At 67.1% G+C, this 25,252-nt stretch carries 23 protein-coding genes; 18 read left to right on the top strand and 5 right to left on the bottom strand.

The annotated features are described in order from the left end of the window. Positions 1 to 2: 2 nt before the first annotated feature. On the top strand, positions 3 to 941 hold the full coding sequence (locus ACIBK2_RS21340; protein ID WP_396969283.1) for a response regulator: 939 nt from the start codon (positions 3 to 5) through the stop codon (positions 939 to 941). On the opposite strand, the gene ACIBK2_RS21335 is transcribed toward ACIBK2_RS21340, so the two are convergent. Then, a complete protein-coding gene (locus ACIBK2_RS21335; protein ID WP_396969282.1) occupies positions 908 to 2,347 on the bottom strand; it encodes a short-chain fatty acid transporter in 1,440 nt (479 codons plus the stop codon). The genes ACIBK2_RS21340 and ACIBK2_RS21335 overlap by 34 nt on opposite strands. 256 nt (positions 2,348 to 2,603) lie before the next feature. On the opposite strand from ACIBK2_RS21335, the gene ACIBK2_RS21330 reads away from it, so the two are divergent. The 5 genes from ACIBK2_RS21330 (at position 2,604) to ACIBK2_RS21310 (ending at position 8,116) form a co-directional block, all read left to right on the top strand. Beyond that, on the top strand, positions 2,604 to 3,050 hold the full coding sequence (locus ACIBK2_RS21330) for a hypothetical protein (RefSeq protein WP_396969281.1): 447 nt from the start codon (positions 2,604 to 2,606) through the stop codon (positions 3,048 to 3,050). 470 nt (positions 3,051 to 3,520) lie between these two features. Continuing rightward, entirely contained in the window at positions 3,521 to 5,656 is a 2,136-nt protein-coding gene (locus tag ACIBK2_RS21325) for a tetratricopeptide repeat protein (protein ID WP_396969280.1), read from the top strand. Positions 5,657 to 5,749: 93 nt separating this feature from the next. Further along, a complete protein-coding gene (locus ACIBK2_RS21320; protein ID WP_396969279.1) occupies positions 5,750 to 6,931 on the top strand; it encodes a glycoside hydrolase family 76 protein in 1,182 nt (393 codons plus the stop codon). A 29-nt stretch (positions 6,932 to 6,960) separates the two neighbouring features. Continuing rightward, complete coding sequence (locus tag ACIBK2_RS21315) at positions 6,961 to 7,833, top strand: LysR substrate-binding domain-containing protein (protein WP_396969278.1); 873 nt, start codon at positions 6,961 to 6,963, stop codon at positions 7,831 to 7,833. 100 nt (positions 7,834 to 7,933) lie between these two features. Further along, entirely contained in the window at positions 7,934 to 8,116 is a 183-nt protein-coding gene (locus ACIBK2_RS21310) for a 2-hydroxymuconate tautomerase family protein (RefSeq protein WP_040738949.1), read from the top strand. A 46-nt stretch (positions 8,117 to 8,162) separates the two neighbouring features. On the opposite strand, the gene ACIBK2_RS21305 is transcribed toward ACIBK2_RS21310, so the two are convergent. Then, on the bottom strand, positions 8,163 to 8,741 hold the full coding sequence (locus ACIBK2_RS21305) for a hypothetical protein (protein WP_396969277.1): 579 nt from the start codon (positions 8,739 to 8,741) through the stop codon (positions 8,163 to 8,165). Positions 8,742 to 8,906: 165 nt separating this feature from the next. Here ACIBK2_RS21305 and ACIBK2_RS21300 point away from each other — a divergent pair, with 165 nt between their 5' ends. Continuing rightward, positions 8,907 to 10,142, top strand: coding sequence for a histidine kinase (locus tag ACIBK2_RS21300; protein ID WP_396969276.1), 1,236 nt, complete (start codon positions 8,907 to 8,909; stop codon positions 10,140 to 10,142). Continuing rightward, complete coding sequence (locus ACIBK2_RS21295) at positions 10,132 to 10,818, top strand: response regulator (protein WP_396969275.1); 687 nt, start codon at positions 10,132 to 10,134, stop codon at positions 10,816 to 10,818. Before ACIBK2_RS21300 ends, ACIBK2_RS21295 begins: the two co-directional genes overlap by 11 nt. Here ACIBK2_RS21295 and ACIBK2_RS21290 read toward each other — a convergent pair whose 3' ends face one another. Beyond that, positions 10,819 to 11,472, bottom strand: a complete 654-nt coding sequence (locus tag ACIBK2_RS21290; RefSeq protein WP_396969274.1) for a hypothetical protein — start codon at positions 11,470 to 11,472, stop codon at positions 10,819 to 10,821. It abuts the gene before it with no gap. 19 nt (positions 11,473 to 11,491) lie between these two features. On the opposite strand from ACIBK2_RS21290, the gene ACIBK2_RS21285 reads away from it, so the two are divergent. The 3 genes from ACIBK2_RS21285 to ACIBK2_RS21275 all read left to right on the top strand — a co-directional run bounded on the left by ACIBK2_RS21285 (position 11,492) and on the right by ACIBK2_RS21275 (position 13,418). Further along, on the top strand, positions 11,492 to 11,728 hold the full coding sequence (locus tag ACIBK2_RS21285; protein WP_396969273.1) for a hypothetical protein: 237 nt from the start codon (positions 11,492 to 11,494) through the stop codon (positions 11,726 to 11,728). A 136-nt stretch (positions 11,729 to 11,864) separates the two neighbouring features. Continuing rightward, positions 11,865 to 12,878 (top strand): NAD(P)-dependent alcohol dehydrogenase, encoded by a 1,014-nt coding sequence (locus ACIBK2_RS21280; RefSeq protein ID WP_396969272.1) that lies wholly within the window; start codon positions 11,865 to 11,867, stop codon positions 12,876 to 12,878. A 144-nt stretch (positions 12,879 to 13,022) separates the two neighbouring features. Further along, positions 13,023 to 13,418 (top strand): hypothetical protein, encoded by a 396-nt coding sequence (locus ACIBK2_RS21275; protein WP_396969271.1) that lies wholly within the window; start codon positions 13,023 to 13,025, stop codon positions 13,416 to 13,418. On the opposite strand, the gene ACIBK2_RS21270 is transcribed toward ACIBK2_RS21275, so the two are convergent. Further along, positions 13,406 to 14,527: a DUF418 domain-containing protein gene (locus ACIBK2_RS21270; protein ID WP_396969270.1), complete on the bottom strand. Its 1,122-nt coding sequence runs from the start codon at positions 14,525 to 14,527 to the stop codon at positions 13,406 to 13,408. The genes ACIBK2_RS21275 and ACIBK2_RS21270 overlap by 13 nt on opposite strands. 212 nt (positions 14,528 to 14,739) lie before the next feature. Here ACIBK2_RS21270 and ACIBK2_RS21265 point away from each other — a divergent pair, with 212 nt between their 5' ends. The 3 genes from ACIBK2_RS21265 to ACIBK2_RS21255 all read left to right on the top strand — a co-directional run bounded on the left by ACIBK2_RS21265 (position 14,740) and on the right by ACIBK2_RS21255 (position 18,454). After that, positions 14,740 to 15,894 (top strand): alpha/beta hydrolase family protein, encoded by a 1,155-nt coding sequence (locus ACIBK2_RS21265; protein ID WP_396969269.1) that lies wholly within the window; start codon positions 14,740 to 14,742, stop codon positions 15,892 to 15,894. A 53-nt stretch (positions 15,895 to 15,947) separates the two neighbouring features. Further along, on the top strand, positions 15,948 to 17,423 hold the full coding sequence (locus ACIBK2_RS21260) for an alpha/beta fold hydrolase (protein WP_396969268.1): 1,476 nt from the start codon (positions 15,948 to 15,950) through the stop codon (positions 17,421 to 17,423). Positions 17,424 to 17,557: 134 nt separating this feature from the next. Further along, the gene (locus ACIBK2_RS21255; RefSeq protein ID WP_396969267.1) at positions 17,558 to 18,454 is read left to right on the top strand and encodes a HAMP domain-containing protein; all 897 of its coding nucleotides are present in this window, start codon (positions 17,558 to 17,560) and stop codon (positions 18,452 to 18,454) included. Here ACIBK2_RS21255 and ACIBK2_RS21250 read toward each other — a convergent pair. Further along, positions 18,447 to 19,349: a catalase gene (locus ACIBK2_RS21250; RefSeq protein ID WP_396969266.1), complete on the bottom strand. Its 903-nt coding sequence runs from the start codon at positions 19,347 to 19,349 to the stop codon at positions 18,447 to 18,449. The two genes, ACIBK2_RS21255 and ACIBK2_RS21250, sit on opposite strands and share 8 nt — an antisense overlap. A 116-nt stretch (positions 19,350 to 19,465) precedes the next feature. Here ACIBK2_RS21250 and ACIBK2_RS21245 point away from each other — a divergent pair, with 116 nt between their 5' ends. From ACIBK2_RS21245 to ACIBK2_RS21230, 4 genes are all read left to right on the top strand, one after another. Beyond that, on the top strand, positions 19,466 to 22,207 hold the full coding sequence (locus ACIBK2_RS21245) for an AAA family ATPase (RefSeq protein WP_396969265.1): 2,742 nt from the start codon (positions 19,466 to 19,468) through the stop codon (positions 22,205 to 22,207). Between the two features lie 72 nt (positions 22,208 to 22,279). Beyond that, positions 22,280 to 23,791: a GMC family oxidoreductase gene (locus ACIBK2_RS21240; protein WP_396969264.1), complete on the top strand. Its 1,512-nt coding sequence runs from the start codon at positions 22,280 to 22,282 to the stop codon at positions 23,789 to 23,791. A gap of 214 nt (positions 23,792 to 24,005) precedes the next feature. After that, positions 24,006 to 24,839 (top strand): alpha/beta fold hydrolase, encoded by an 834-nt coding sequence (locus ACIBK2_RS21235; RefSeq protein ID WP_396969263.1) that lies wholly within the window; start codon positions 24,006 to 24,008, stop codon positions 24,837 to 24,839. Between the two features lie 79 nt (positions 24,840 to 24,918). Beyond that, positions 24,919 to 25,245 carry a hypothetical protein gene (locus ACIBK2_RS21230; RefSeq protein ID WP_396969262.1) on the top strand — a complete coding sequence of 109 codons (327 nt, stop codon included), beginning with the start codon at positions 24,919 to 24,921 and terminating at the stop codon, positions 25,243 to 25,245. Positions 25,246 to 25,252 lie beyond the last annotated feature (7 nt).

Raw genomic sequence — 25,252 nt, 5'->3', positions numbered from 1 at the left:
CGATGAATCCACGATCGGACTCGGCGGCGAATCACCCGTTGCGCAAGGTCGCTTCGTCATTCGTCCTCGCTATCACCGCGGCGACGCTGTCGGTGACCGGAGTGCCCAGCGCCTCGGCGAGCAGTGCGGTCGATACACATCAGCCGATCGATTGCGACCGGAATTTCGATCGGTCGCAGACCGACACCGAGTCCACATCACGTTCGACGATTTCGGTATTGCTGGCCGACAATCACGCGGTATTCCGTTCGGGCCTGCGGGCGGCGATCGGCACCCAGCCGGATATCGAATGCGTCGCTGAGGTCGACCACGGCGTCGCCGCGATCCGGGAAATCGAACGACTCCGACCGGATGTCGCGCTGCTCGACCTCGATCTGCCCGGTCTCGACGGTCCGGCCACCATCGACGCGTTCGCGGCACTCGGTGGCGCCACCCGCATCCTCACCCTCACCAGCTCGGGTACCGACGAAAACCTCTACCGCGCACTATGTCTCGGCGCATCCGGGTTTCTCGTGAAGACACTGCCGTCCACGGGCTTGATCTCCGCGGTCCGGATGGCGGCGCGCGGCGACGCACTGATCGATCCCAGCCTGACCCGCCGCCTGGTCACCCGCCTGGCCACCGGGATCGAGCCGTTCCCCGCCGCGCCGGAGGCCGAGACCCTCACCGTGCGTGAGCATCAGGTGCTGATGCTCATCGCGAGGGCGTATACGAACCCCGAGATCGCCGAGGCGCTCGGCGTCGGCGAACAGACCGTGAAGACACATGTTTCGAATGTGCTGGCCAAGTTGGGCGTTCGCGATCGGGTGCACGCGGCCGTCTACGCGCACACCCGTCGCATCGTGCCGCGGGAAGCGCTGTCCGCACCGGATACGTTCCCGCAGTACCACATTAGCGGCGGTTCAGCTCATGGCGTTGCGGGAATGATCGGCGGGACGTAGTCGAACGTCAAGCCGAGCAACCACACGAGCAGCAGGATCACCGGCAGGTGGAAGATGAACTGCAGGAACGTGAATCCGACGAGATCGCGCGCCCGTAGCTTGAGCACCGCGAGCAGCGGCAGCATGAAGAACGGATTAATCAGGGTGGGCAGCGCCTCCGCCACGTTGTAGATCTGCACCGTCCAGCCGAGGTTCATGTGCACGTCGGTCGCCGACTGCATCACGTAAGGCGCTTCGACCAGCCACTTTCCGCCGCCGGACGGGACGAAGATGCCGAGCACCACGGTGTAGACGGCGATCACGATCGCGAAACTGCCGCCGCCGCCGATGCTGGTGAAGAATTCCGCGAGATGGTGCGAAACCGTCAATCCGCCACGGCCTTTCGACTTGGTGAGGATCGCGGCCATGGCGGCGTACAGCGGGAACTGGACCAGAATGCCCGCCGTGGCGGGCACGGCGAGGGTGACCGCCTGCAGGAACTTGCGCGGCGATCCCTGCAGGACCAGGCCGAGGATCAGGAAGACGAGCAGATAGTTGTTCAGGCTGCTGACCACGGTGAGTACCGGCTTGTCGAGCAGCTGAAAGACCAACCAGGCCAACGTCATCAGGCCTGCCAGGATCGGCAGGATGTGGCTGTATTCGAGCCATTCACCGGGCCGGGAGCGCGGCGTCACCTCCTCGGGCTGGTCGTCCAGGTCGACCTCCAGAATCTCGGCGGTCTTGATGGCCTCGCCCTTGGGGGCCGAGAAATACGCGATCACCACGGTCAGCGCCATGAGGATGAGGCACATGAGCAGGGACTGCCAGGTGAAGATGGTGCGCCCGAAGTCGAGCACGCCGGTGATCTTCAGCAGGGCGGGCGGCAGCGAGCCCGCGGTGGCCTGTAGCTGCGCGGCCGAGGACGAAAGGCCAAGAGCCCATACGCCGCCCAGCCCCATGAAGGCCGCCGCGCCGAGTGCGCGATAGTCCACCCGCAGGTCGGTGCGGCGCGCGATCGCCCGGCAGAGCAGGCCGCCGAACACCAAACTCAGGCCCCAGTTCAGGAACGAAATCGACATGGAAAGCAGCGCAACGAAACCCACCGCGCCCGCCGCGGACTTCGGTATGACGGCGAGCCGGTCGATCAGCCGGGCGACCGGCGGGGAGGTGGCGACGACATAGCCGGTGAGCACCACCATCGTCATCTGCAGGGTGAACGCGGTCAGGTCCCAGAAGCCGTCGCCGAACGCGGTGGCCACCGATTTCGGTGACGAGCCGTTGGCGAACGCCGCCAAGGCCACAATGAATACGCCCGCTAATGCGAAGACATACGCGTCGGGAAACCATTTCTCCGTCCACCGTGCGAGCGACTGCGCGATCCGCGCGAGTCCCGTTTCGGCAGGGGCTTCTTCAATCGTGGACGTCATGGAGTTGTTCCTCTACTTTCCCAACGCTGCCCGCACGCGTGTGACGCACCGCACACGGGTTCGGTTGGTCAGTATTGGTGTTCGTCTGCGCGCAGACAAGGGGGAAATGCGCAGGTGTGATCTGCGAAAGTGCAGAAACCGCCGATGGTCTGGGCAGTCGAGGGCTGCATTGATGTCACGGCGGGTGTTGTCGTGTGGCAATCTTGTCCGCGAGATCGGTTGGGATCGTTAGGGAGGTCGGTTCTTTATGGATCCGGTGACGATAGTTGCGACGGCAGTGGCGGTGGGTGCTGCTGCGGGGGTGACAGATACGGCCAAGCAGTCGGTGGCCGATGCGTATGCGGCGTTGAAGAAGCTGCTCGGCAGCCGTTTTCGCGGTGTCGATGTCGGTGCGGTCGAAGACGCGCCGGAGTCGATCGATGCACGTGAAGCGTTGGCCGGCGAGCTCGAAGCGCGTGGTGCTGGTGCGGATGCCGAGTTGCTTGCCGCCGCCGAGGAGTTGATCGGCCTGGCTCGGGCGACGGCAGCCGAGGCCGTAGCGGTGGTCGGTGTGGATCTGGCGCAGTTCGAGGGCGGAGCGCTCCGGATTACCGATGTCGTCTCCTCTGGAGACGGTGTGCGAGTGCGCGACGCTCAGTTGGCCGGGGACATCGATATCTCGAATGTGCGCGCGGGGCAGGGCGAGTCGCCCCACCCTCGATAGGCGCGGTAGCCACCGAATCTGCCGCGCCGACTTCCGGCAACATCTCGGCGTTGTTCGCGCACGTCCAGGCAAGCAATATCACGGTTGCCACCACGATTAATCAGGTCGTAGCGGCGCAGCCGGCCGGCCAGGTGGTGGTGGGGCAGATCCCGCAGCTGCCTCGCTGTTTCGTGCACCGCGCAGAGCTCACCGAGCTACGCGCCGTGCTGCACCGGTCGCGGGTGCCGGTGGCCGTGACCGGGATGCGCGGGGTCGGTAAGACCCAGCTCGCCGCCGCGCTGGCCCGGGACGGAATCGACACCGGGACAGCGCTGGTGGGGTGGATCGACGGGGAGTCGATGGAGACCGCGTGTGCGGGGCTGGCCGAGATCGCCGAACGGTTGGGAGTTGCGGACCCGGAAGGTGATTCGGCGGTGTCGGCGCGACGATTGCGGGATTGTCTTGCGGGCCGCCGTGACTCGGGGTTACTGGTGTTCGACAACGCGGTTGATCCCGATGTGATCCGGTCGCTGCTGCCGACCGGCGGCGGCACTCGTCTGTTGATCACCAGTACCAACCGTGATTTCGCCGCGCTAGGTGAGCCCGTCGACCTCAGCACTTACACCCGACAGGAATCGGTGCGCTTCCTCGCCGAGGCCACGGGGCGGACCGACGTAGCCGCCGCCGATCTGGTCGCAGCCGCACTCGGCGACCTGCCATTGGCGCTGTCGGTTGCTGCCGCGACCATCGTCGGTCGGCGTATCGACTACGCCCGCTACCAAGAGCTGCTGGCGGAGCGGTCGCTGCCGAATATTTTGGAGCGCAAGGCCGGTCACGACTACCCGCTGTCGGTAGTGCAGGCAATTCTGCTTTCGGTGGACATCGTCGAGACCTGTATCGAGGATCCCGACCGGAACGCGGTGACATGTTGGCTGCTGGCCGTGATGTCGATGCTCTCCCCCGCGGGCGTGCGGCGTTCGATCCTGCCCGATCTGGGCGGCCGTCTCGATGAAGGGTTGGAGCGGTGTGTGACCGGGTCGCTGCTGTCGTGGTCGACGTCGGGTGACACGGTGATCATGCATCGACTGGTCGCCCGGGTGCTGCGGGAGCGCGCTCAATCCGACGGTGTGTCAGGCGATCTCGTCACTGCCGCGCTCAAGGTAGTCGGGCCCTGGCTGGTCGATCGAAGTCAGGCATGGGCTCACCGTGAGCGAGGTTTCCATGTTGTGGACCAGATCGATGCGATCTGGAACACCGGTCTGCCCGAGGCGACGGGCGGCGATCTACTTCAGCGGGTATTCATGACGCGGAAATGGGCCGTCGTCCAATTAACCGAAGCGGCGGATATCGCCCGAGCATCGGCCCTCGGGCAGGACTTCCTCAACGACTGTGAACGTCTCCTTGGCCCGCTTCATCCGGCCACCCTCGTCTCTCGCGACAGCCTCGCTCACGTCCATGAGTCGGCGGGCCGACTCGGCGAGGCCATCCCTCTGTACGAATCCGCCCTCGCAGACTGCGAGAGAGTCTTCGGCACAGACCACCTCGCCACCCTCATGTCCCGCAACAACCTTGCTTGCGCCTACACATCGGCGGAGCAACCCGCCAAGGCGATTCCCTTGCACGAGACCACTCTCACCGACTACGAGAGGATCTTTGGCCCCGACTACCCCCACATTCTCACCTCTCGCAACAACCTCGCGTGCGCCTACAGATCGGCGGGGCGACTCGACAAGGTAATACCGCTGCTCGAAACCAACCTTGTCGAGTGCGAGCGAGTGGTCGGCCCGAACCACTCCGCCACGTTGACCTGTCGCAACGACCTGGCCGCCGCCTATCTATCGGCGAGGCAACTCGACAAGGCGATTCCTCTGCTCGATGCCACGCTGGCCGCCCGGGAAAGGGAGCTCGGCGCGGATCACCCCGACACGCTTCTTTCCTGCGGTAATCTCGCTAGTGCGTATCAGGCGGCAGGTCAATTCGACAGGGCCAAGCCGCTTTTCGCGGCGACCCTGGCCGCGCGTGAGCGGGTGCTCGGTCCGGATCACCCCGACACGCTTCTTTCCCGCGGTAATCTCGCTAGTGCGTATCAGGCGGCAGGTCAATTCGACAGGGCCAAGCCGCTTTTCGCGGCGACCCTGGCCGCGCGTGAGCGGGTGCTCGGTCCGGACCATCCCGACACGCTCATTTCCCGCAACAACCTTGCGGGCGTCTATGAATCAGCGGGGCAGCTCGACAAAGCGACTTTTCTTTTCGAAGCCACCCTTGCCGCGCGTGAGCGGGTGCTCGGTCCAGACCATCCCGACACCCTCAGCTCCCGCAACAACCTCGCCGCCGTCTATGGATCATCGGGGCGACTCGACAGAGCCATCTCGCTTTTCGAGACAACGCTGACCGACCGTGAGCGGGTCCTCGGCACGGATCACCCCGACACGCTCAGTTCTCGCAACAACCTCGCTAGCATCTATCAATTGGCAGAGCAATCCGACAGGGCTCGCTCACTTTTCGAGGCCACTCGCACCGACTGCGAGCGGGTGCTCGGCACGGATCATCAACTCACCGTCGGGGTGCGCAACAACCTCCACACTCCCGGAATCACCGTTAGCGAGACAGTCCCCGGCGAAACGTAGTTGGGCATTGTCTTCCGGTCGAGTTGACAGGGAGCGTTCCAATTTGGCGTGGGAATAGCGGATAGAGTCGCCGGGGCGAAGGAGGTCGGGTCGGTGTATTCAGATCGAGGCGGGGTCAGTAGGCGGGCGCTGCTGTGGGCGGCGGTTGGGGTGGGAATCGGAGTAGTCGCCGCACCAGCGGTTGCGTCAGCGCAGGCGGCAGAGAGCGCACAGCGAGCGGGGCTTGCGGAGCAGGCGATTTCGGCACGGCATCTGCGGCCGGTCTGGGGTTTGCCGGGGACGTTGCTCGGTGTGACCGCTTGGCCGCCTTCGCCGTTGGAAGAGGCCTTCGAGGAGTGGAATTACTGGTTTCAGGCCCACCTCGTGGACTGTGCGGTCGATGCCGCACTGCGCGCTCCGGCGGCTGAGCGAACCGACCGGGTTGCCGCGATCATTCGTGGTATTCGCGCGCGCAATCTGACCGGCTGGACGAATCAGTACTACGACGACATGGCCTGGCTGGTGTTGGCGCTGGAACGGGCCGATCGGTTGCTCGGTGTCAAGTTCGCCGACGGAATCCCGGATCTGCGGGCGGCGCTGGATGAGGGCTGGGATCCGGAGGTCGGCGCGATGCGGTGGCGGGTCGGGTCCGACTATTACAACTCGTGCACCAATGGGTCGAGTGGTATCGCGCTGGCTCGGCTCGGGGATGTCTCGCGGGCCACCCGGATCGCTGACTTCCTCGATACTCGGTTGCGTGCCAACGACTCTGGTCTGATCGTCGATGGTGTCCATGAACCGGGGGCCAGTGTCGAGTCTGCCGTCTATAGCTATAACCAGGGCGTGACGATCGGGCTGGAAGCCGAATTGGCAACGCGCACAGATGCTCCCGAGTATCGCCGCCGGGCGGCCGCGCTGATCGCCGCGACCGGTAGCCGAATGACCAAGAATGGCGTCATAGTCGGCGCCGGAGGTGGCGACGGCGGGCTCTTCATGGGCATCCTCGCTCGCTACCTCGCGCTGGCCGCAATCACGTTGCGCGACAACACCGCTGCGCGCATCGTGCATGCCTCCGCTCAGTCGGCCTGGGCGCATCGCGTCGACGTGAACGGTCTCCCGCTGTTCAGCGCGGACTGGTCCGAGCAGGCGCGAGTGCCCGACCAACCGGAAACCCCGCTGCATCTGTCGAACGGCAGAACGGCCGCCTCGGCAAACCCCGCTCGCGATCTATCGGTCCAATTGAGTGGCTGGATGCTGCTAGAGGCCGACTACCAACTCACCGCCGCCGGATTCTAGCGACATCACCTGCCCGTAGGGTCGGGCCGGTGGAACTGCGTCAACTCCGGTATTTCGTGACCGTCGCCGAGGAGCTGCACTTCGGGCGGGCGGCCGAGCGGCTGCATATCGTGCAGTCCGCGGTGAGTCAGCAGGTTCGTCAGCTGGAACGTGAGTTGGGTGTCGAACTGTTCGATCGGTCGCCGCGGCGGGTCGTGCTGACGGAAGCGGGCGCGCAGTTCCTGCCGGGTGCGCGGGATGCGCTGGCGGCGGCCGCGCGGGCGAAGGCCTCGATCACCGGGTTCGTCGCGGGTAGCACCTTGCGGCTGGGGACCAGCACCGGTCTGGGTGATCATTTGGATCGCATCATGGAACGTCTGGTGCCGCAGGTGCGGGTCGAGACCGTGTCGGCGTCCACCCGCGTCCGTGTCGAGCAGGTGCTGGACGGGCGACTCGATGCCGCGTTCGTTCGGGGTCCGGTCGACCATTCGGGTCTGCGTCGCATTCCGGTGTGGGATGACCCGTTGCTCGTCGCGATCTCGGCGCGGCATCCGCTGGCCGGCGCACCGGAACTCACGCTGGCCGACCTTGCTCCTTATCCGCTGCGGCTCACCGAACGTCGCGCCAACGCGCCGCTGGTCGACCTGGTCATCGACGCCTGTCACGAGGCCGGGTTCGAGCCGGTGCCGGGACCGGTCAGCTCCGCACTGTCCGACACCCTGGCGATGATCGGCTCGGACACCAGCTGGACCGTCGTCTACGCCGCACACGCGCGGCAGCTGCGCAGTACCAGGGTGGTGTTCAGTTCGCTTGCCGCGCCGGGACTTTCGCTGGACACCGCGCTCCTCGTGCGCAGCGAAGCGCCACCGCCGGCCCTGGAGATCCTGCTCGCCGCCTGTGAATTCGACGATCACGATCGGTGATCGCTGCGTGCGCGAACTGGCTCTTGGACAGGCGGTCGATCTGCAGCAGATTTGTCGGTAGGCCCGCTCGACCGGAGCGGGCACCGAGAAAGGAACCGCGATGCCGAACGTCATCGTCCAGCAGCTGCCCAAGACCGATGAAGCCAAGCGCGAGCTGGTGCGGCGGATCACCGACGCGTTCGTCGACGCGTACAAGTCGCCCGCCGAATCGGTGCACGTCTGGATCGAGGAGTACCCGGCCGACGGATACGCGGTCGGCGGAAAGTTCATTGCCGACAAGTAGTCGGCCGGCGCGACCAGGCCTCGCCGGACGTCAGCGGGGCCGGTCGTCACCGGCGAGCGTGGGCCGCCTGCTTGCTGGGCAACAGCAGCAGATTCAGCAAGGCGGCCGCCGCGGCCATGAGGAGTGTGCCGTCGAAGTAGTGGAAGACCATCGCGCCGAGATAGCTCGGCCCACCCCAGGCATTCACGGTGAAGTTCGGGTCGAGGCCGCCGAGGATCTGCACGCCGATCCGGAACGGGCTGTACACGAGCAAGGCGATCGGCAGGATGCTGAGGAGCAGACGCAATAACGCGGTCGGGTGGGTCAGGATCGAACGCAGCGTGCGCCCGAGTCGTTGTGCGGCAATGGTGCTGACGGGCGCAAGCAGCAGACGGAACGGGTGATGGCCGCGTCGACGTAGGACGACGATGAGGGCAGCAGTGAGCGCGAGCAGCAGGAGATGTGGCCACAATGCGGCCGTACCTTCGACGTGCGTCTCGTGTTCGGGGGACCGGTTGAGATAGCTCGCGCCACCGGCCACGATGCCCGCCGCGAGGGACGTGGCGGCGATGACGAGCAGCGGGCGCGACAGAGTGCTGTCGGCGCGAACGCTGGGTGCCCTGGACTCGGTGCCGTAGGTGTTCATGCCTCAACTTTGGCCCGCTGACCTGGGCGTTGTCGTCATCCCGTGGCCGCGAGATTGGCATCTTCGATGGGCGGAGGCCGCGTGACCCGTCCAACTTGCGGATGATTCGCGCGCTGGACCTCGGGACGATGTGTCGGCACTGCCCGGCCGATTACCGTCTGCGCTATGGCGATTACTTCCTTGCCGCCGGAACAGACCGCGCGGCCGTGGCATCAGCGGCTCACGCTGTTCCGGCACCGACCGGGCAATGCCGGGCCGGACGCGATCGATATCGCGATCGCCGTCGGCTGTTTCGCGGTATTCACCCTGCCGCTGCTGGTGGGCATGGTCAGCGGGATCGGTTCGATGCCTGCCATCGCGACGCTCGGCGCCGCGGTGGCCGCACCGCTGCTGGTCCGGCGGCGCTGGCCGCTCGCGGTGCTCATCGTGGTGACGGCGGTGCTGTGCCTCGCCTCGCTACTCGGCGTTCGATTCACGCCGTGGGTGAGCAATACCGGTCCCGCCTTCGGCGTCGCGGTCCTCACACTCGCTGACCTGCGATCGCGTCGCGATTCATTACTCGCCACCGGTGCCGCGCTGGTAGCGATCTGCGTCGCCGCGTTGCTCGGTACGCTTCTGCATCCCGATCAGGAACAGGACTTCGTGCAACTACTGATCGCCATCCCCGCCTGGCTGGCAGGCGACATGATCCGCACCCGGCGTGACTATCGGACCAGCATCGCCGCGCAGCAACGTCATCAGGCGGCGGAGGCGGAACGCCGGATTCGGGCCGAGGAACGGTTGCGAGTGTCGCGCGACGTGCACGACTTGATCTCGCACACTTTGAGCATGGTTGCGGTGCGTTCCGGAGTCGCTCGGCTGCTGCTCGACGAGCAGCCTGGTGAGGCACGTGCGGCACTCGGCGCGATCGAGACGGCCAGCCGTTCCGCGCTGAACGAACTGCGGCGTGTGCTGGCGCAGATCCGCGAACCGGGGCTCGAACCGACGTCGGACGAACCCGGACTCGCCGAGATCGCCGAACTCGTCGACCGGCTGCGCCACGACGGTCTGGTCGTGGAGTATCACGTCGCAGGCGAACCGATCGGCTACCCGGCATTGCTGCAGACCACGGTCTATCGCATTGTGCAGGAGGCGCTCACCAACGTCGTCAAGCACGCGCACACCGCCCGCGCGCGGATCGAGATCTGGCGCGCGCCAGACGAATTGGCCGTGTCCATCACCGATGACGGACCGGTGACCGAGGCCGGGCAACCCGACGGCAGTGGGTCGGGTCTCGGCTTGCTCGGCATGCGCGAACGAGTGTCGTTGTTCGGCGGCCGTTTCGAAGCAGGTCCGCGACCCGAGGGCGGATTCGCCGTCGCCGCGTACTTCCCGATCGATGAGGATCACGATGTCAGCTGAGACTTCCGCCGCCCCGATCCGGGTACTGATCGCCGATGACGAGGCACTCGTACGAGCCGGGTTCCGCGTCCTGGTCGATTCCGCACCGGATCTCACCGTCCTCGGCGAGGCGGGCAACGGCGGCGAAGCGGTCCGGCTCACCCGCCAGCTGCGCCCCGATGTCGTGCTGATGGACATCCGGATGCCGATCATGGATGGCTTGGAGGCGATGCGGCACATCGCAGCGGGCGGCACCGATGGCCCGCATGTGCTGATCGTGACGACCTTCGATCAGGACGAGCACGTCTTCCAGGCATTGCGCAGCGGCGCAAGCGGTTTCATCCTCAAAGACTCACCGCCCGAGGAGCTGCTGCGCGCGATCCGGGTCGTCGCCAACGGTGACGCACTGCTGACGCCGAGCATCACCCGTCGCATGATCAGCGCGTTCGCTCGCCAACCCGCGGCACCGTCAGCGTTGCCCGGCGCATTGGCCGCGCTCACCGACCGTGAGCGAGAAGTCTTCGAGCACATCGCCGCCGGACGATCCAACGCCGAAATCGCGGAAACGCTCTACGTGAGTGTTGCGACCGTCAAAACCCACGTCGGTCGCCTGCTCACCAAACTCGACGCCCGCGACCGCGCCCAATTGGTCGTTCTCGCTTACGAAACCGGCATCGTGGTGCCGGGCAACAGCTGATCAGTCCGGCTTTGCCGGTGTCTGGACGGCGATTTCGTCACCCAGCTCGTAGCCGCCGGAAAGGCGCAGTCCGTCGCCACTCCAAAAGCGGCCCGGGTCATACCAATTGGGGCTGCGGGTGTCCGGCAGCAGGCCCATGGACTGGTAGGTCGCGGCCACGATCTCCGCGCAGTACGCGTTCTCCAGTTCGCGGGCAGCCGCTTTGCGTGACTTGGGGCGCGGGAGGCTCACCCGGCCGCGCAGCCAGCGTCCGGCCAGACCGGCGGTGGAGGGAAAGGGCGTGCCGTCGAGGCGGGCGATGGTGCGCAGCAGGCTGTTTTCCATCTCGCGGGTGGCAGGCAGGTTCAACTGGCGCAGCCAAGCCTGCTGACCGTAGCGGTGCGCCCACACCAGCACGGCATCACGGAGATTGTGCAACTGGACGCCGCGGTGTTCAGTTCCGGACCACATGTCGGTCAGCGAATGACCGAGCTCCGCGTGCCAGATCAGCGCGGGCATGTCGTCGAGCACGACCGACATCCCGACATGGTTCACCGGACTGTTCGTCGTCATCCTGATCGCCCGGTCAGCCGTCGAATGCCCACGGAACAGCCAGATGTCGCCGGTCCTCGTGAGCTCGAGCGCCCGGTCGAGAGTGATGGTCGTACCCGCCATGAGCAGTAGCCTATGCGGTATGAGGTGGTGGAAGGCAGTGGGATTGGCGGGTGCGGCCGGTGTGGTCGCCACCGGTGTGGTGGTCGTGCGCGCTGAGCGCCGCCGTCGCGCGTACACCCCGGATCAGGTCCGCGAACAGTTGCATGTGCGGTTCGCCCAGGCGACTTCGGCGCAGGAGGCCATCGAAACCGCAGCTCCGGACCCGCGCGCGGGCCGTGGCATCCTTGCGCGCCTACGTCGTTTGTTTCGACGCTGACCGCACGGCACAGGTGCTGAACCGGCGCATTCCGCTGCGCACCGACGTTATTCGGTGTTCTGATCGAATAACGCCCGCGGTGCCGAATCGACGGTGCGGCGCGCGGAGGTGCTGAACTCCGAAAGGCAGTGACGACATGCGCGCAGCGGTTTTGGCGACGGTCGGCGAGATCGTGATCGAGGAACGCCCGATACCCGAACCGGGACCGGCCGAGGTGCTGATCAAGGTCAGTGCGGTCGGGGTGTGCGGTTCCGACGTGCACTACTACGAGCACGGCCGGATCGGCGGGCATGTCGTCGAACAACCGCTGGTGCTCGGCCATGAAGCATCCGGCGTGGTGGTCGGGCTCGGTGCCAATGCGCGACGTCATGCTGTCGGACAACGGGTTTCGCTCGAGCCGGGCGTGCCGGACTTCACCTGCGTGCAATGCCGGGCGGGCCGCTACAACCTGTGCCCGGACATGCGGTTCTTCGGCACGCCGCCGATCGATGGCGCGTTCTGCGAATACGTGGTGCTGCACGAGCAATTCGCGCATCCGGTGCCGGATTCGATGACCGACGAGGCGGCCGCGCTACTCGAGCCACTGTCGGTCGGTGTCTGGGCCTGCCGAAAGGGACGCGTGGGCCCGGGCGATCGCGTGCTGGTGAACGGTGCGGGACCGATCGGGCTCGTGTGCGCGCAGACCGCGTTGGCCTTCGGCGCAGCGGAGGTGGTGATCACCGATGTGAACCCGCGGCGGCTGGCGCTGGCCACCGAACTGGGTTGCACGCGAGCGGTGGACGTCGGTGTCACCGAGCTCGCTGCCATCGGGTTCGAGCCGAATGTCCTCGTGGAATGCTCCGGGTATCCGCCCGCGATCGGTGCCGCGATACGCACCGTGGCCAGGGCCGGTCGGGTCGTGCTCGTCGGCATGGGCGGCGACGATGTGCCGTTGCCGCTGCCCTACCTGCAGGAACGGGAGCTGGAGCTGACCGGGACCTTCCGCTACGCCAACACCTGGCCGACCGCGATCGACCTCGCGGCCAGCGGCCGAGTCGACCTCGACAGCTTGGTCACCGGCAAGTTCGGCCTGGATCAGGTGGCGGCGGCATTGACGAGTGCCCGCGTCGACCCCGGCTCGATCAAGCCGATCGTGCAGCCGGGCAACTGAGCCAGACCGACTCGAAACATCATGCCCCGCAACATTTCACCGCGTGCAAGATTTCAGCCCGAGCCAAACGGCAATGCGCATCGGCGAACATCTCTAGAGTCGAGACCGGCCGGAATGCCTCCGGCGACTACGGAAGGGGTAAGGATGTCGAAAACCATCAACTCCGAACGTCTTGCGCGCTGTGCCGTGCTCGCGGCGGTGGCCGGCGCGGCACTGGTGGTCGGTCCGGGCACCGCCGCGGCCGACGATTGGCCGTCGGACGGCGGCGGCGCGCTGTCGGTGTACGAGACGAAGAACTTCGCCGTGCCGAGCGATCCGGACTACTGGAATCCGTTCTCCGACCGCAACCGGCTGAGCTCACCGTTCGGCATCAGCACCCGCATCGTGTGCACCAGCTTCCATGGCGTTCAACAGGACTGCTGGCAGGCCGACAACGACGGCAACCCGCACAAGCTCAACAAGGCCCCACTGGACGTACCGTGGGCCGGTTCCGTCCAAACCGGACATTACGGCCCCGTCCACTACGTCTACCCGGGCTGAGTTCGCACAGTTTCAGTGGGACGTAGCGTGCCGTAAGTGGCGGCACGCAATACCCATTCGATCGGGCCGTAGCGGTGCCTGCGCACGTACCAGGCGCTGGCGGCCAGTTGCGCTGCGTAAATGGTGACGGCGAGGCCGAGCACCGTCCAATCCGAAAGCTCTCCTGCCAGCGCGAAACCGTAGCCGGTGAAAAGTATTGCCGCGATGAGAGATTGGCCGATGTAGTTGGTGGCCGCGATCTTGCCTGCCGGTGCGAACACCTCCTGCACCGCCGAATACTGGTGTAGGAGACGCAAAAGCGTCGCCGCATACGCGGCTGAAAGCAGCGGTGCGACCAGATGGGCGGGACCGGCCAGCGGCCAATCGGTGACGGCGGCAAGCACACAGATCGGAGTGGCGATCGTGAAGCCGATCCACTGGACGCGGGGGAGCAGCGGCAGGTAACGCTCCGGTTGTTCGAGCAGCCTGGCCTTTCCGGCGACCATCCCGACCACGAACATGGGCAGCGCGTTGAGCAGCCCGAACATCAGGAAGAAGTGGGCGTTCCCGGCGAAGCCGTCCCAGCGGTAGCTCGCCGCGTCCAGCCACCCGGATCGCATCGCCGCCAACGCTGATGCCCGCTCGGACGCACCCATATTCAGGTCGACGTGCAGCATGTTGAGTGCGGTGATCGATATCAGGGACACGGCGAATGGCACGGCCGCCACGATCAGCGCCACTTTCGGCCGCAGTCGGCTCATTGCGAGCAGCGCGAGCCCGGCCACGCCGTAGCCGAACAGGACGTCACCGGTGAAGAGAAAGGCTATGTGTAGCAAGCCGATTGCCATCAGCATCAGACACCGGCGCACCGTGCGCGCCGTCGGGCTCGCCTTGGCCCGTTCGGCCGAACGGAATTGCATGGTCAGCGAATAGCCGAAGAGGAACGAGAACAGCACATAGAACTTGTCGTAAAAGAATGCGTTCACGAGAGAATGGGCTGGCCCGTCGGTAAAGCCGCCGGGCTTGGACATCACCATGATATTGACGACAAAGATGCCGCCGAGTGCGAAACCGCGCAGCGCATCGAGTGCCGTAATGCGCTGTGTCGGTGGGGAAATCGGCTGATTCATGCCGACAGACGCTAGGCAGTCGGCCCCGATCGCGAATCGTGCCACAGGCTGATCTGCGTATACCTCCCGGGGATGATTTCTGTGCACGCCCCGCTTTCTTACCTGTCTTTGTCATTGGTCTCGCATTGCTTTGCCGACGGTCGCGCAGGATCCATGGCGAATACCCGGTGGCGGATGCCGTCGGAGGTGCTGACGAAAGAGGAGTTCGGAAGATGCGCGTAGTAGCCGCGATCATGCTCGCCCTGATAGTGCCGGCGGCGGGAGTCGCCTGGGCGCTCGACAACGAAACGACGGCGCCGCCGCCGAAGTCGTCGGTAGCGCAGCCGGTCACCCAATTGCCAACGCCCACCGGATCGTTCGCCGTCGGCCGCAACGTGCTGCACCTCGTCGACGGCGCCAGGAAGGACCCGTGGACGCCGACGCAACCCCGTGAGCTGATGGTCAGCATGTACTACCCGGCGCACCAGTCCGACGGGGTCCGCGCGCCGTACGCGACCGACGAGGAGAGCCGGCTGCTGATCGAAGGCGCGGAGCTGGCGGGTGTTCCCGTGCAGGCGCTGAGCAAGGCCGGGACGAACGCCGTGGTGGATGCCGCGCCGGTCGACGGCTCCTATCCGCTGGTGGTGCTGTCGCCCGGCTTCACCGGGTCCCGATTCACCCTCACCGCGGTGAGCGAGGAGCTCGCCAGTCGCGGTTATGTGGTGGCCGCGCTCGACCATGCCGGTGAGTCGTTCGGGATCGAGTTTCCCGGTGGTCGGATGTCCACGTGCGTTGCGTGCGGGCGATTCGGTGATCCCGGTGCGCTCACGCTGATGGCCCAGAACAGGGCGCGCGACACTGCCTTCGTGCTCGACCGGCTCACCGGCCCCGCCCCGATCTGGCCGCATGCTCGCCTGATCGATGCCACGCGGATCGGCATGGCAGGCCACTCGATCGGTGGGGCGAGTGCGGCGGCGGCGATGGCGCTCGATCCCAGAGTGCGGGCCGGGGTGAATATGGACGGATCGTTCCAAGGTGTCGTGCCTTCCGCTGGACTCGGCGAGCGACCTTTCCTGATGCTCGGCGTCGATGGCCAGTCCAGCCCGGGTGCCGGGGAGGCGTCGTGGGATGAGGCGTGGACTCGATTGCACGGGTGGAAGCGGTGGTTGACTGTCGTGGGCGCGGAGCACGAGTCGTTCGCCGATGTCGGCCTGCTGGCCGAGCAGGCCGGTGCGCCGGGCAAGGCCGCGCTGCCCGGTAATCGGGTAGTCGACCTCTCTCGTATCTACGTCGCGACGTTCTTCGATCAGCAGCTGCGCGGCATCGGGCAGCCGTCCGTGGACGCTCTTGCCGCCGCCTTCCCCGAGGTCCGGACCAACAATCCGTGAACCGTGGCTGATGACTTCGACTTGGTGACAGACGAGAAAGGGAGCTGCACGAGATGAGCAGCAAGTTGTTGGCCGGGATGGGTTTTGCCACCGCGCTGGCGGTGACGGCGGGCCTGATCACGGCGTGTGGGGGTAGCGGGTCGGCGAGTCCGGGATGGTGTCCGACGGTGCTGGGGCACGAGGTGTCCTGCGGCATGCTCGCCCGCCCGGTCGTGGCGGATCGGCCGGAACTCGGCGAGCTCGAGGTCGGTTACGCGCTGGTCCGGCACAGCCGCCGGGACGCACCCGCCGCGGGCACGATCGTGCCGAATCCTGGTGGGCCAGGCGGATCTATGATCGATCAGGCGGCATCGGGGGTGAAGTTGTCCGAACCGCTCTTGGATGATCACGACCTGCTGCTGATCGACCCGCGCGGGACGGGGCACTCCAGCCATTTGGACTGCGGCCTCGGCACGGAGCCGGTCCCGCTCGCCACGCGTGCTCGGCAACGTCAGGTGGTAGGCGAATGCGGGGAGCGGTTGGGTGCGCGCGCGGCGGGTTACACGTCTGCGGCGACAGCTGATGACTTCGACGCGGTCCGTGACGGGCTCGGCATCCCGAAGCTGGTGCTCTACGGTCTTTCCTACGGCACCTATCTGATGCCGATCTACGCGCAGCGGCATCCGGACCGAGTGCAGTCGATGGTGCTCTCGGGCGCGTATCCGATCGATTTCGATCCGCTGTCGCGCCCGAGCGCCCAGGCGGTTTCGCTTACGCTGCACCGTATTTGCGACCGCGGTGGGTTATGCGACGGTGACACCGCCGTCGCCGATCTCGCGGCGACGGCGGCTCGATTGCGGACTCAGCCGATCACCCTCGACGGGATGTCACTGACCGAGGGCAAGTTCAGCAGTCTGGTGTTCGAATCCGCCAGTGGCGGTCTCGGCTGGGATCCGGCGGCGCTGATGCCGCTGGGCACGCTGCCCGACGCGCTGCACAAGTCGGTGCACGGTGACGACGCGGCGCTGGGCGAGTTCGTCAAGGCCACCGCGCCGTCGGGTGAGAAAGAAGCGGCCTTGGGGATGGCGGTGGTCTGCAACGACTACGCCAAGGCGTGGTCGCCGGATCTGCCGCCGGCGCAACGAGAGTCGCGGTATCAGCAAGCTCTGGCCGCGACGGCACCCGGCGAATTCGGTGCCTTCAGCGCGGCCGGTTTCGACGAGGGCCTGAGCGATGGTGGCGACCTTTGCCTGCGGTGGCCGAGTTCTGCTGCCGCGCAACCGCATTCGAACGGCATGCCGGACGTCCCGGTATTGGTGCTTTCCGGTGACCTGGATGCCAACACCCCGGACGCGAACGGCAGGGTCGCCGCGGCACAGTTCCCGCGGGCCACGTTCGTGTCGGTCCCGAACACCGGCCATGTGCCCGGACTGGAACCGAGCGGATGCATCATGGGCATCATCACCCGATTCATCCGCACCACCGCGCCCGGCGACCTGGCCTGCCTGGATCGCCTGCCGCCGATCGCGGTGACCGCGGTCACGAACTGACCGCCTGTGCCGATGACCGCGCCGCAGACCAGCGACAATAGTCGGATGATCACTGCCGCCGTCGATCCGCGCCTCGGTACCGCTGCGCACTGTGGGCGGTACCGAGGCGTCGGCTCCTCGGCTCGGGTCGCGTGATGCTGCGGGCCAGGATCACCGCCGTCGCGGTCGCGGCCACCGCGGTCGCCATCGTTGTCATCGTCGGCTCGTTCTATCGCGGAACCAGCGAGGTTGTCGCCGATCACCTCGACCGCAGTTTGAACGATCGCGCGGATACCGTCCTGGCCGTGCTCGGCACCGGTGCCCCGCTGTCGCCGCGATCCGATACCGTCGAGCAGATCCTGTCGCCCGACGGCACCGTGCGCCTGCTCGGTTCGGGCGATCATCCACTGCCGGTCTCCGACGCGGATCGGGTTATTGCCCGAACCGGCAGCGGCACAGTCGAATCCGACCTGGATTTCGACGGCCAATCGTATGGCATGCTCACCAGGCCCCGCCTCGGCGGCGGCGCGGTGATGGTCGCCCAGCGCTACCGAGAACCCGAACGGATCGCCCGCGAATTCTTCTGGCGCACCGTCGGGATCACCATGATCGCGGTGCTGGTAGCAGCGCTGCTGAGCTGGCTGGCGATCGGACGCATCCTGCGACCCGTTCGCCGCCTGCTCACCGCGACCGAACACATCAGCTCCACGCAGGACCTATCCACCCCGCTACCGTCGGCGGGCCGCGACGAAATCGGCCGCCTCACCGGCAGTTTCGACACCATGCTCACCGCGCTGCGCCGCTCCCGCGACCAGCAGCACCGACTCGTCCAGGACGCCAGCCAGGAACTGCGCACCCCGCTGGCTTCGATCCGCGGCAGTGCCGAACTCCTGCAAAGCACTCGACTCGACTCCGACGAGGAAACTCGTGTGCTGACAACGCTTGTCCAGGAATCCGCTGCGCTCGACGAACTGGTCGCGGAACTGGTCGACCTCGCCACCGATCAGCCCGCCGCGACACCGGATTCCGAACCGGGTGATGGATCTATCTGATTGCCGGGGAAGGTATTTCGAGGCGACCGGTGCGATATCCGCGTGCTGCGTCGTAGATCCTGCTGCGGTCCTCGGAAAGCTGGTCCTGCGGCGCGGTGATGCCCTCCGGCAACCGGAGCGTGTCGAAATCCGGCTCTGCCGAGGGGGATTCGCTTCCGGTCAGGGTGAGCGTGCCGAGCGGGACCGTTTCCTTGCCTTGCCACAGCTGGGTCGGGTCGTGCACTTCGTCGGTGCGGTCCGGTAGGTGCGCTGTCAGCTCGAATCGGGCCGGGAGGCGATTACTCAGGTCTGCCACGAGATAGTCGCGCGGCATGGCCTGCGCGGATACCGGGTCGAGAGCGGGCAATGGACGCAATGGCCGCCAACTCAATCGTGCCCATCGAGTGCTGCCCGTCGCGTCCACGAGGCCGAAGGCGTGCACCGAGTGATACGTCACGCCGGTGAAGCTCGTGATGGGCGATGACTGTTCGGCCAGGCCAAGTGCGGTCGCCGCCTCGGGATGATCGCGCAGGAATTGGGGAACAGCGGCCGGATCGTCAGAATTCGTGGCCCGCAGAAAGGCGATCATGTCCGGGCCGTTGCGTACGAAGAAGACCGGCAGGGTGAACATGATCAGGTCGAGACCGCCGACGCGGGTCGCGAGGCCATGGTCGCCGGGGTTGCCGTCGTGCCCGTCGAGGTCGCCCAGCGTGCTGGAGAAGCGAGCCGTCACCGGCGTTCGGGGCGTGGCGAAGACGGTCGCTGTGCTCAGCTGCGCGGCCAGCGGGTCCGGGATGAATTCCCCGGCGGCCCAACCGCCACGCGCGTGCAGCAGTCGCTGCCGGAGATTTGCTCCGGTCGCCGCCGCCACCTGTTCGGCGAGGCGTGCGCCGCCGTCATCAAGGTTGCTGTTCACTCTGCTGACCGTACGGTCTGTGGAGCCTCGAGCGCATCCGTCACCGTATCGGTCGCGCGTAACGCGCATAACGCGCTGATGGTCGGCCGCGCGATTTCCCGTACGATCCCTTCGAAATGAAACTGTTCGGACGGCGCCAAGAAAAGACGGAGCTCGAGCGGGTCCTCGACGGCACGCGCCGCGGCACGGGGTCGGCACTGATGTTCTGGGGTGACCCGGGCATCGGTAAAACGGTGTTGCTGGAGTACGCCACCTCGGCCGCAGCCGACTTCACGGTGCTGAGTTGCCGTGGCACCCGGATGGAGTCCGGCCTCGCCTTCGCCGCACTGCACGAGTTGCTGTGGCCGGTGATGGATCGGATCGATGCGCTGCCCGCACCGCAAGCGGCCGCCCTGCACGGGGCGCTCGGGCGCAGCGGCGAGGCGGCGAATCGCTTCCTGATCGGCGCGGCGACCCTCACCCTGCTGTCCGATTTCGCCGCCGAGCGGCCGCTGCTGATCACCGTCGACGACGCGGACCTGCTCGACGAGCCGACCGCCGAATGCCTGGCCTTCATCGCCCGGCGACTGCGCACCGAACCGATCGCGATGCTGCTCGCCGGACATGACGACCCCGCGCAAGGCGGACCGTGGGAACAGATTCCCGGCGTCGAAGTCGCCCCGCTGTCCGACACCGATGCCGGTGAGTTCGTGCGCCACGAGGTGGCCGGGGCCGACGCGGACACCGTCCGCCGCACGGTACGGATGGCCGCGGGAAACCCCCTGGCCTTGCGCGAACTACCCGGCATCACCGACGACGACGGAGAGCGCGCGCCGGTTGGCCCCCTCCTTCGCCGCGCCTTCAGTGCCCGCACCACTCGACTGTCCTCGGCCGCACGGACTTTGCTACTGGTCGCGGCGGCCGAGAATCGGGGCGACGCGCGCGCGATCCGCGAGGCGGCGGCCACCCTCGGTGCGGGCCCGGCCGCCTGGGACGAGGCGCAGCGCTCGGGACTGCTCGTCGCCGCCGACGGCCGGACGCGGTTCCGTACCCCGCTGATCTCCGCTGTCGTGTACGAGGAAGCGCCCTTTACCGAACGCCAATCGGCACACCGTGCACTGGCGCAGACGATGCGCGGCCAGGACGACGAAGGGCTGCGCGCGTGGCACTTGGCCGCGGCCGCCGACGCGGCCGACGAGGAAATCGCCGCACTCCTCGAGAACCACGCACGAGACTGCTGGCGCCGCGGCGGCTACGCCACTGCCGCGCGCGCGATGCGCCGGGCGGCGGTGCTGTCGCCGATGCCCGCGGACGCGGGCAGGCGGCTCGCACTCGGGGCCCGATCCGGTTGGGAAGCAGGCCAGGTCGACACGGCACGGGAGTTGCTCGATCGGGCGGACCGGCTGGCGACCGCGGATGCCGTGGCGCTGGCCAGCGGCGGGTTGCGCGGCATCATCGAATTCGCGTGCGGTGATCAGGAACGGGCGAATCGGTTGCTGCTGCGCGACACGCACGCGGTGGCCCACTCGGCGGAGGCCGTTGAGCTCGCGTGCCTGGCGATCCGCGCGGGCTGGTCGGCCGGATCCGCCTCGGGACAGGGTGACGCGCTGGCCCGGCTGGCGGAACTGGCGGTCGAGGCCGACTTCCCGGAGGTCACCCTGCTGGCCACGGTCGAGCAGTGGTGGAGCAGTGGCTCCGGCCCGCAGCCGGTGCCTTGGACGGACGAGACCGTTGCCCAGCTCGACGCGGTCTCCTGGCGGCTGATGCCACCCGCACCGCTGGGTGTGGCGTGGGGTCTGGAGCTTCGGCTGCGAGACGTGTACCGGCACAAGGTCGACGAGTTACGCCGGACGAACGCGATCATCGGGCTGATGCTGACGACTTCGCAGACCGTGACCCTCGACATCGTCTGCGGGCGATGGACGGAGGCGACCGCGAACGCGACGGAGACGCTGCGCCTGGCCGAGGAGATCGGTGCCGAACACGGCGCCTCGCAGTGCCGAAATTCCTTGGCGTGGCTCGCTTCCCTGCGCGGCGACCAGCAGGCGGTCACCGAACTCACCGCTCGGACCTTGGAATTGTCGGTTCCCCGTGGCGTGCACGCGCTGACGGCCGCCGCGTATTGGTATCGCGGCCAGTCCGCGTTGTTCGCGGGCCGGCCGGGGGAGAGCCTGGAACATCTGCTCAGGTTGACCGAACCAGGACATCACGCGGAACATTCGACCTTCGCCCTGCTCGCCGCCGAAGACACCGTGGAAGCGGCGTGTCGGGCGGGTCGGGCCGAACAGGGCGCCGCCGCGTTGCGACCGCTGCGGGAATGGGCGGACCGCACCGGAGCCGCTTGGGCCGTGGCCGCGGCGTATCGAAGCGCGGCGCTGCTCGCGACCGACGACGCGGAAGAGCTTTTCCTGCAGGCACTTCGAGTGCCCGGTGCGGCCGAGCGTCCCTTCTGCCATGCGCGCACCCGACTGCTCTACGGCGAATGGCTGCGCCGAGCGCGCCGGCGCACCGACGCCCGGGTGCAACTGGCCGAGGCCGCAGAGGTCTTCCGGCGCCTCGGTGCCGCGCCGATGCTCGAACGCAGCCTGAACGAGCAGGAACTGACCGGCCAGCAACTGCGCCGCACCGAATCGCCAAGAGGCAGCATCGAAGCGCCCCTCACCCCGCAGGAACTGCGCGTGGCCAAACTCGCCGCGGACGGCCTCACCAACCGCGAGATCGCCGCTCAGCTCCTGATCAGCCCGCGCACCGTGGGCCACCATCTGTCCAGCGTCTTCCCGAAGCTCGGGATCGTCGCACGAGGCGAACTGGCCAGGGTGGATTTCGAGAACGGGTTGCGGCTGGTGGACCTGAACGCCGACAGTTCGCCGGTGACCTAGGTAGGTGACCTCGGTCACCGACCTATTCGATGACCGATTTCCGTCCGGCGGCAACCTCATAGCGTCGTTGTCATGAACGACGACAACCCTTCTCGGCTCACCGTCATCGTCGGTGGCGGTTCGGCCGGGGCCGTCCTCGCCGCCCGGCTCAGCGAGGATCCCGATCGCCACGTACTCCTGCTGGAGGCGGGCCCGGCCTACGCCCCGGACGGATATCCCGATGAGGTCGCCGACAGTAGCGTGCTCGGCGGGTACACGGGCCACGACTGGGGTTACCACTCCGAGCCCGGTTACCTCGGCCACCCGGTCGCGGCCTACCGCGGCAAGGTGCTCGGCGGCAGCTCGGCCGTCAACGGGTCCGTTGCCGTTCGCGCGCTGCCCGCTGATTTCGACCGCTGGTCGAAGGGCGGCCTGCAAGGTTGGTCGTACGAGGACCTGCTGCCCGCTTACCGGGCGCTGGAGTCGACCAGCGCGGGTGCGGACGCACTGCACGGCCGTACCGGCCCACTGCCGATCGAGCAACTGACCAGGGACGACCTCAGTCCGATGCAGCGGGCGTTCGTGGATGCGGCTCTCGCACAGGGCATTTCCGCGGTCGATGACTTCAACGGCGCCGATCCCGATGGCGTCGGACCGTACCCGATGAACGTGCGCGATGGTATCCGCGTCAACACCGGCATGGCCTATCTGACCGAAGAAGTGCGCGCCAGACCCAATCTCACCATCAGCGCCGGTCTGCTCGTCGACCGCGTGCTCGTCGAGGACGGGCGAGCGGCGGGCGTCGTGCTCGCCGACGGCAGCGAGGCCCGGGCCGACGAGGTGATCCTCAGCGCGGGCACCTACGGCAGCGCCGCGATCCTGCTGCGTTCGGGCATCGGCCCCGCCGCCGACCTTGCCGCCCTTGGCATTCCGGTGCTCGCGGACCTGCCCGTCGGGTTGCGACTGCAGGATCACCCCTTCTACTACAACGCCTACGCCGCCGACCCCGAACGTATCGGTGCGCAGACTCCGGTGATCGGGGCGAAGGTGTGGACCGGGAGTTCGGAAGCGGAGGAGGGTGAGCTGGATCTGCACATCACCGCCACGCACCTGTTCGACCACAGCACCAGTCCCACCGGCGTCGGTTTCGTCCTCGCGGTGGCGTTGGTGCGGCCGCAGTCGCAGGGCACGTTGACCCTGGTCAGCCGGGACCCGGCGGACGCGCCCCGGATCGAGCTCAACTTCCTGGCCGAGCCCGACGATCGCCGCCGCCTGATCGAGGGCATCGAACTGGCCCGCCGCCTCGGCGGCACGCTGCCGCTGGCCGAACTCGTGGTGCGTGAGCTGAATCCGGGCCCGCAGGCGGTGAGTGCCGCCGACCTCGAGGCCTCGATGCTCGCCACCCTGGACACCTACCACCATCCGACGTCCACCGCGCCGATGGGCGCGGACGACGACCCGACGGCCGTGACCGACCGGCTCGGCGCGGTGCGCGGCGTGCCCGGCCTGCGCGTCGTCGACGCCTCGATCTTCCCGGACGTCCCGTCCGCGGCGACCAACCTGACGGTCATCGCCGCCGCCGAACACATCGCTCGCCAGATCTGAACTGCCGCAACACCTGTCAACTGTCTTCGGCGACCTGCCCGAGTTCGGCGCCTTCGGCAACGTCGTCGACCTGGCCGCGGCGCTCGCCGCGCTCTGACCTCGACGCAGCCGTCGACACCGGCGTTGACCTGCGCGTTCGGAAGCCGTTCAGTGGACCTCGAGGCGCGGCCCAGATCATCTGAACACCACATTCACCAAGAAGGGCAGATCAACAATGAAGACCAAGCGCACTCGGCTCGGACGGACCATGCTCATCGGGATGGCCGTCGCATTGAGCATGGCCGCGTCCGCGTGTTCAGCCAAGGCCGACAACGCCCCGGCGGCCGAGCCATCGTTCGACAAGCCGTCGGTACTGCTCGTGCACGGCGCGTTCGCGGACGGCTCGAGCTGGAGCAAGGTGGCCGAGAAGCTGCAGCGTGACGGCTACCGGGTTACCACGGCGGCCGTCCCCCTGCGCGGGCTGACCTACGACGCGGCCTACATCCGCGGGGTGCTGGACGGGATGCCGGGCAAGACCATCGTCGTCGGCCACTCCTACGGCGGCGCGGTCATCACCAATGCTGCGACCGGATCGGCGAAGGCGGCCGGACTGGTCTACATCGCCGCGTTCGCACCCGACAAGGGCGAGAGCCTCGGCGAGCTCGACGGGCGTTTCGGTGGCCCGGCCAGCAAGATCTCGGTGCCGCGGGAGTACCCGCTGCCGGACGGCAAGGGCAACGCGCCCGAGCTGGCCATCGCGCCGGACAAGTTCGGCGAGTTCTTCGCGCAGGACCTGCCCGCCGCCGACCAGGCGGTGCTGGCGGCCGGACAACGTCCCATCGCGGTGGCCTCGTTCACCGAACAATCCGCCGAACCGGCCTGGAAGACGCTGCCGAGCTGGACCCTCGTCGCCAAGGACGACAAGATGATCCCGCCGGCCGGACAGCGCGAGATGGCGGCCCGGATCAAGGCCACGGTCGTCGAGCACGCGGGCAGCCATGCGATCGCCCTGTCGCAGCCGCAGGCGGTCGTCGACATCATCGAGACCGCGGCCGCCAAGACGGCTTGATCGGCACCGGCACGGCCGGATGTGGGCGGCCGATACCGAAAAGCTGTAATAGTCGGACGGTATGACCGATAGTCAGGGCATGAAACGAATACTCGCATGCGTAGGTATTGGTGCCGCCGCTCTGATGTTCGCTGCTCCGATCGCCTCCGCTGACCCCGACGCCGACGCCAGGCTTGCCAACCGGCACGACTGGTCCGGTGAGTTCATGTCGCAGGACAACCTGCGCTTGTCGTCGCGGATCGTGATCAGCCCCTACGGCACCAGCCGGCCGATCATGTGCAGCGGCGGTGACGGGCACTACTCGCTGTTCCCGTACGACTGCACCCAGAACGACGACAACGGCGTGGCTCATCAGCTGGACCAGGTCATCGCGCTCGGCGGCGGTGGCGTCTGGCTCTATCGCTGACCTCGTC

It is taken from the genome of Nocardia sp. NPDC050175 (assembly GCF_044459885.1).
Lineage (GTDB): Bacteria > Actinomycetota > Actinomycetes > Mycobacteriales > Mycobacteriaceae > Nocardia.
Note: the sequence above shows the minus strand (reverse complement) of the source record. Positions and strands in the feature narration are given on the sequence as shown.

Coding starts and splice junctions, on each gene's coding strand:
- ACIBK2_RS21285 (WP_396969273.1), top strand. CDS start 11,492: ATGAGGTGGTGGAAGGCAGTGGGATTGGCGGGTGCGGCCGGTGTGGTC.
- ACIBK2_RS21255 (WP_396969267.1), top strand. CDS start 17,558: ATGCTGCGGGCCAGGATCACCGCCGTCGCGGTCGCGGCCACCGCGGTC.
- ACIBK2_RS21300 (WP_396969276.1), top strand. CDS start 8,907: ATGGCGATTACTTCCTTGCCGCCGGAACAGACCGCGCGGCCGTGGCAT.
- ACIBK2_RS21295 (WP_396969275.1), top strand. CDS start 10,132: ATGTCAGCTGAGACTTCCGCCGCCCCGATCCGGGTACTGATCGCCGAT.
- ACIBK2_RS21275 (WP_396969271.1), top strand. CDS start 13,023: ATGTCGAAAACCATCAACTCCGAACGTCTTGCGCGCTGTGCCGTGCTC.
- ACIBK2_RS21280 (WP_396969272.1), top strand. CDS start 11,865: ATGCGCGCAGCGGTTTTGGCGACGGTCGGCGAGATCGTGATCGAGGAA.
- ACIBK2_RS21245 (WP_396969265.1), top strand. CDS start 19,466: ATGAAACTGTTCGGACGGCGCCAAGAAAAGACGGAGCTCGAGCGGGTC.
- ACIBK2_RS21270 (WP_396969270.1), bottom strand. CDS start 14,527: ATGAATCAGCCGATTTCCCCACCGACACAGCGCATTACGGCACTCGAT.
- ACIBK2_RS21335 (WP_396969282.1), bottom strand. CDS start 2,347: ATGACGTCCACGATTGAAGAAGCCCCTGCCGAAACGGGACTCGCGCGG.
- ACIBK2_RS21265 (WP_396969269.1), top strand. CDS start 14,740: ATGCGCGTAGTAGCCGCGATCATGCTCGCCCTGATAGTGCCGGCGGCG.
- ACIBK2_RS21340 (WP_396969283.1), top strand. CDS start 3: ATGAATCCACGATCGGACTCGGCGGCGAATCACCCGTTGCGCAAGGTC.
- ACIBK2_RS21310 (WP_040738949.1), top strand. CDS start 7,934: ATGCCGAACGTCATCGTCCAGCAGCTGCCCAAGACCGATGAAGCCAAG.
- ACIBK2_RS21235 (WP_396969263.1), top strand. CDS start 24,006: ATGAAGACCAAGCGCACTCGGCTCGGACGGACCATGCTCATCGGGATG.
- ACIBK2_RS21240 (WP_396969264.1), top strand. CDS start 22,280: ATGAACGACGACAACCCTTCTCGGCTCACCGTCATCGTCGGTGGCGGT.
- ACIBK2_RS21305 (WP_396969277.1), bottom strand. CDS start 8,741: ATGAACACCTACGGCACCGAGTCCAGGGCACCCAGCGTTCGCGCCGAC.
- ACIBK2_RS21260 (WP_396969268.1), top strand. CDS start 15,948: ATGAGCAGCAAGTTGTTGGCCGGGATGGGTTTTGCCACCGCGCTGGCG.
- ACIBK2_RS21290 (WP_396969274.1), bottom strand. CDS start 11,472: ATGGCGGGTACGACCATCACTCTCGACCGGGCGCTCGAGCTCACGAGG.
- ACIBK2_RS21230 (WP_396969262.1), top strand. CDS start 24,919: ATGAAACGAATACTCGCATGCGTAGGTATTGGTGCCGCCGCTCTGATG.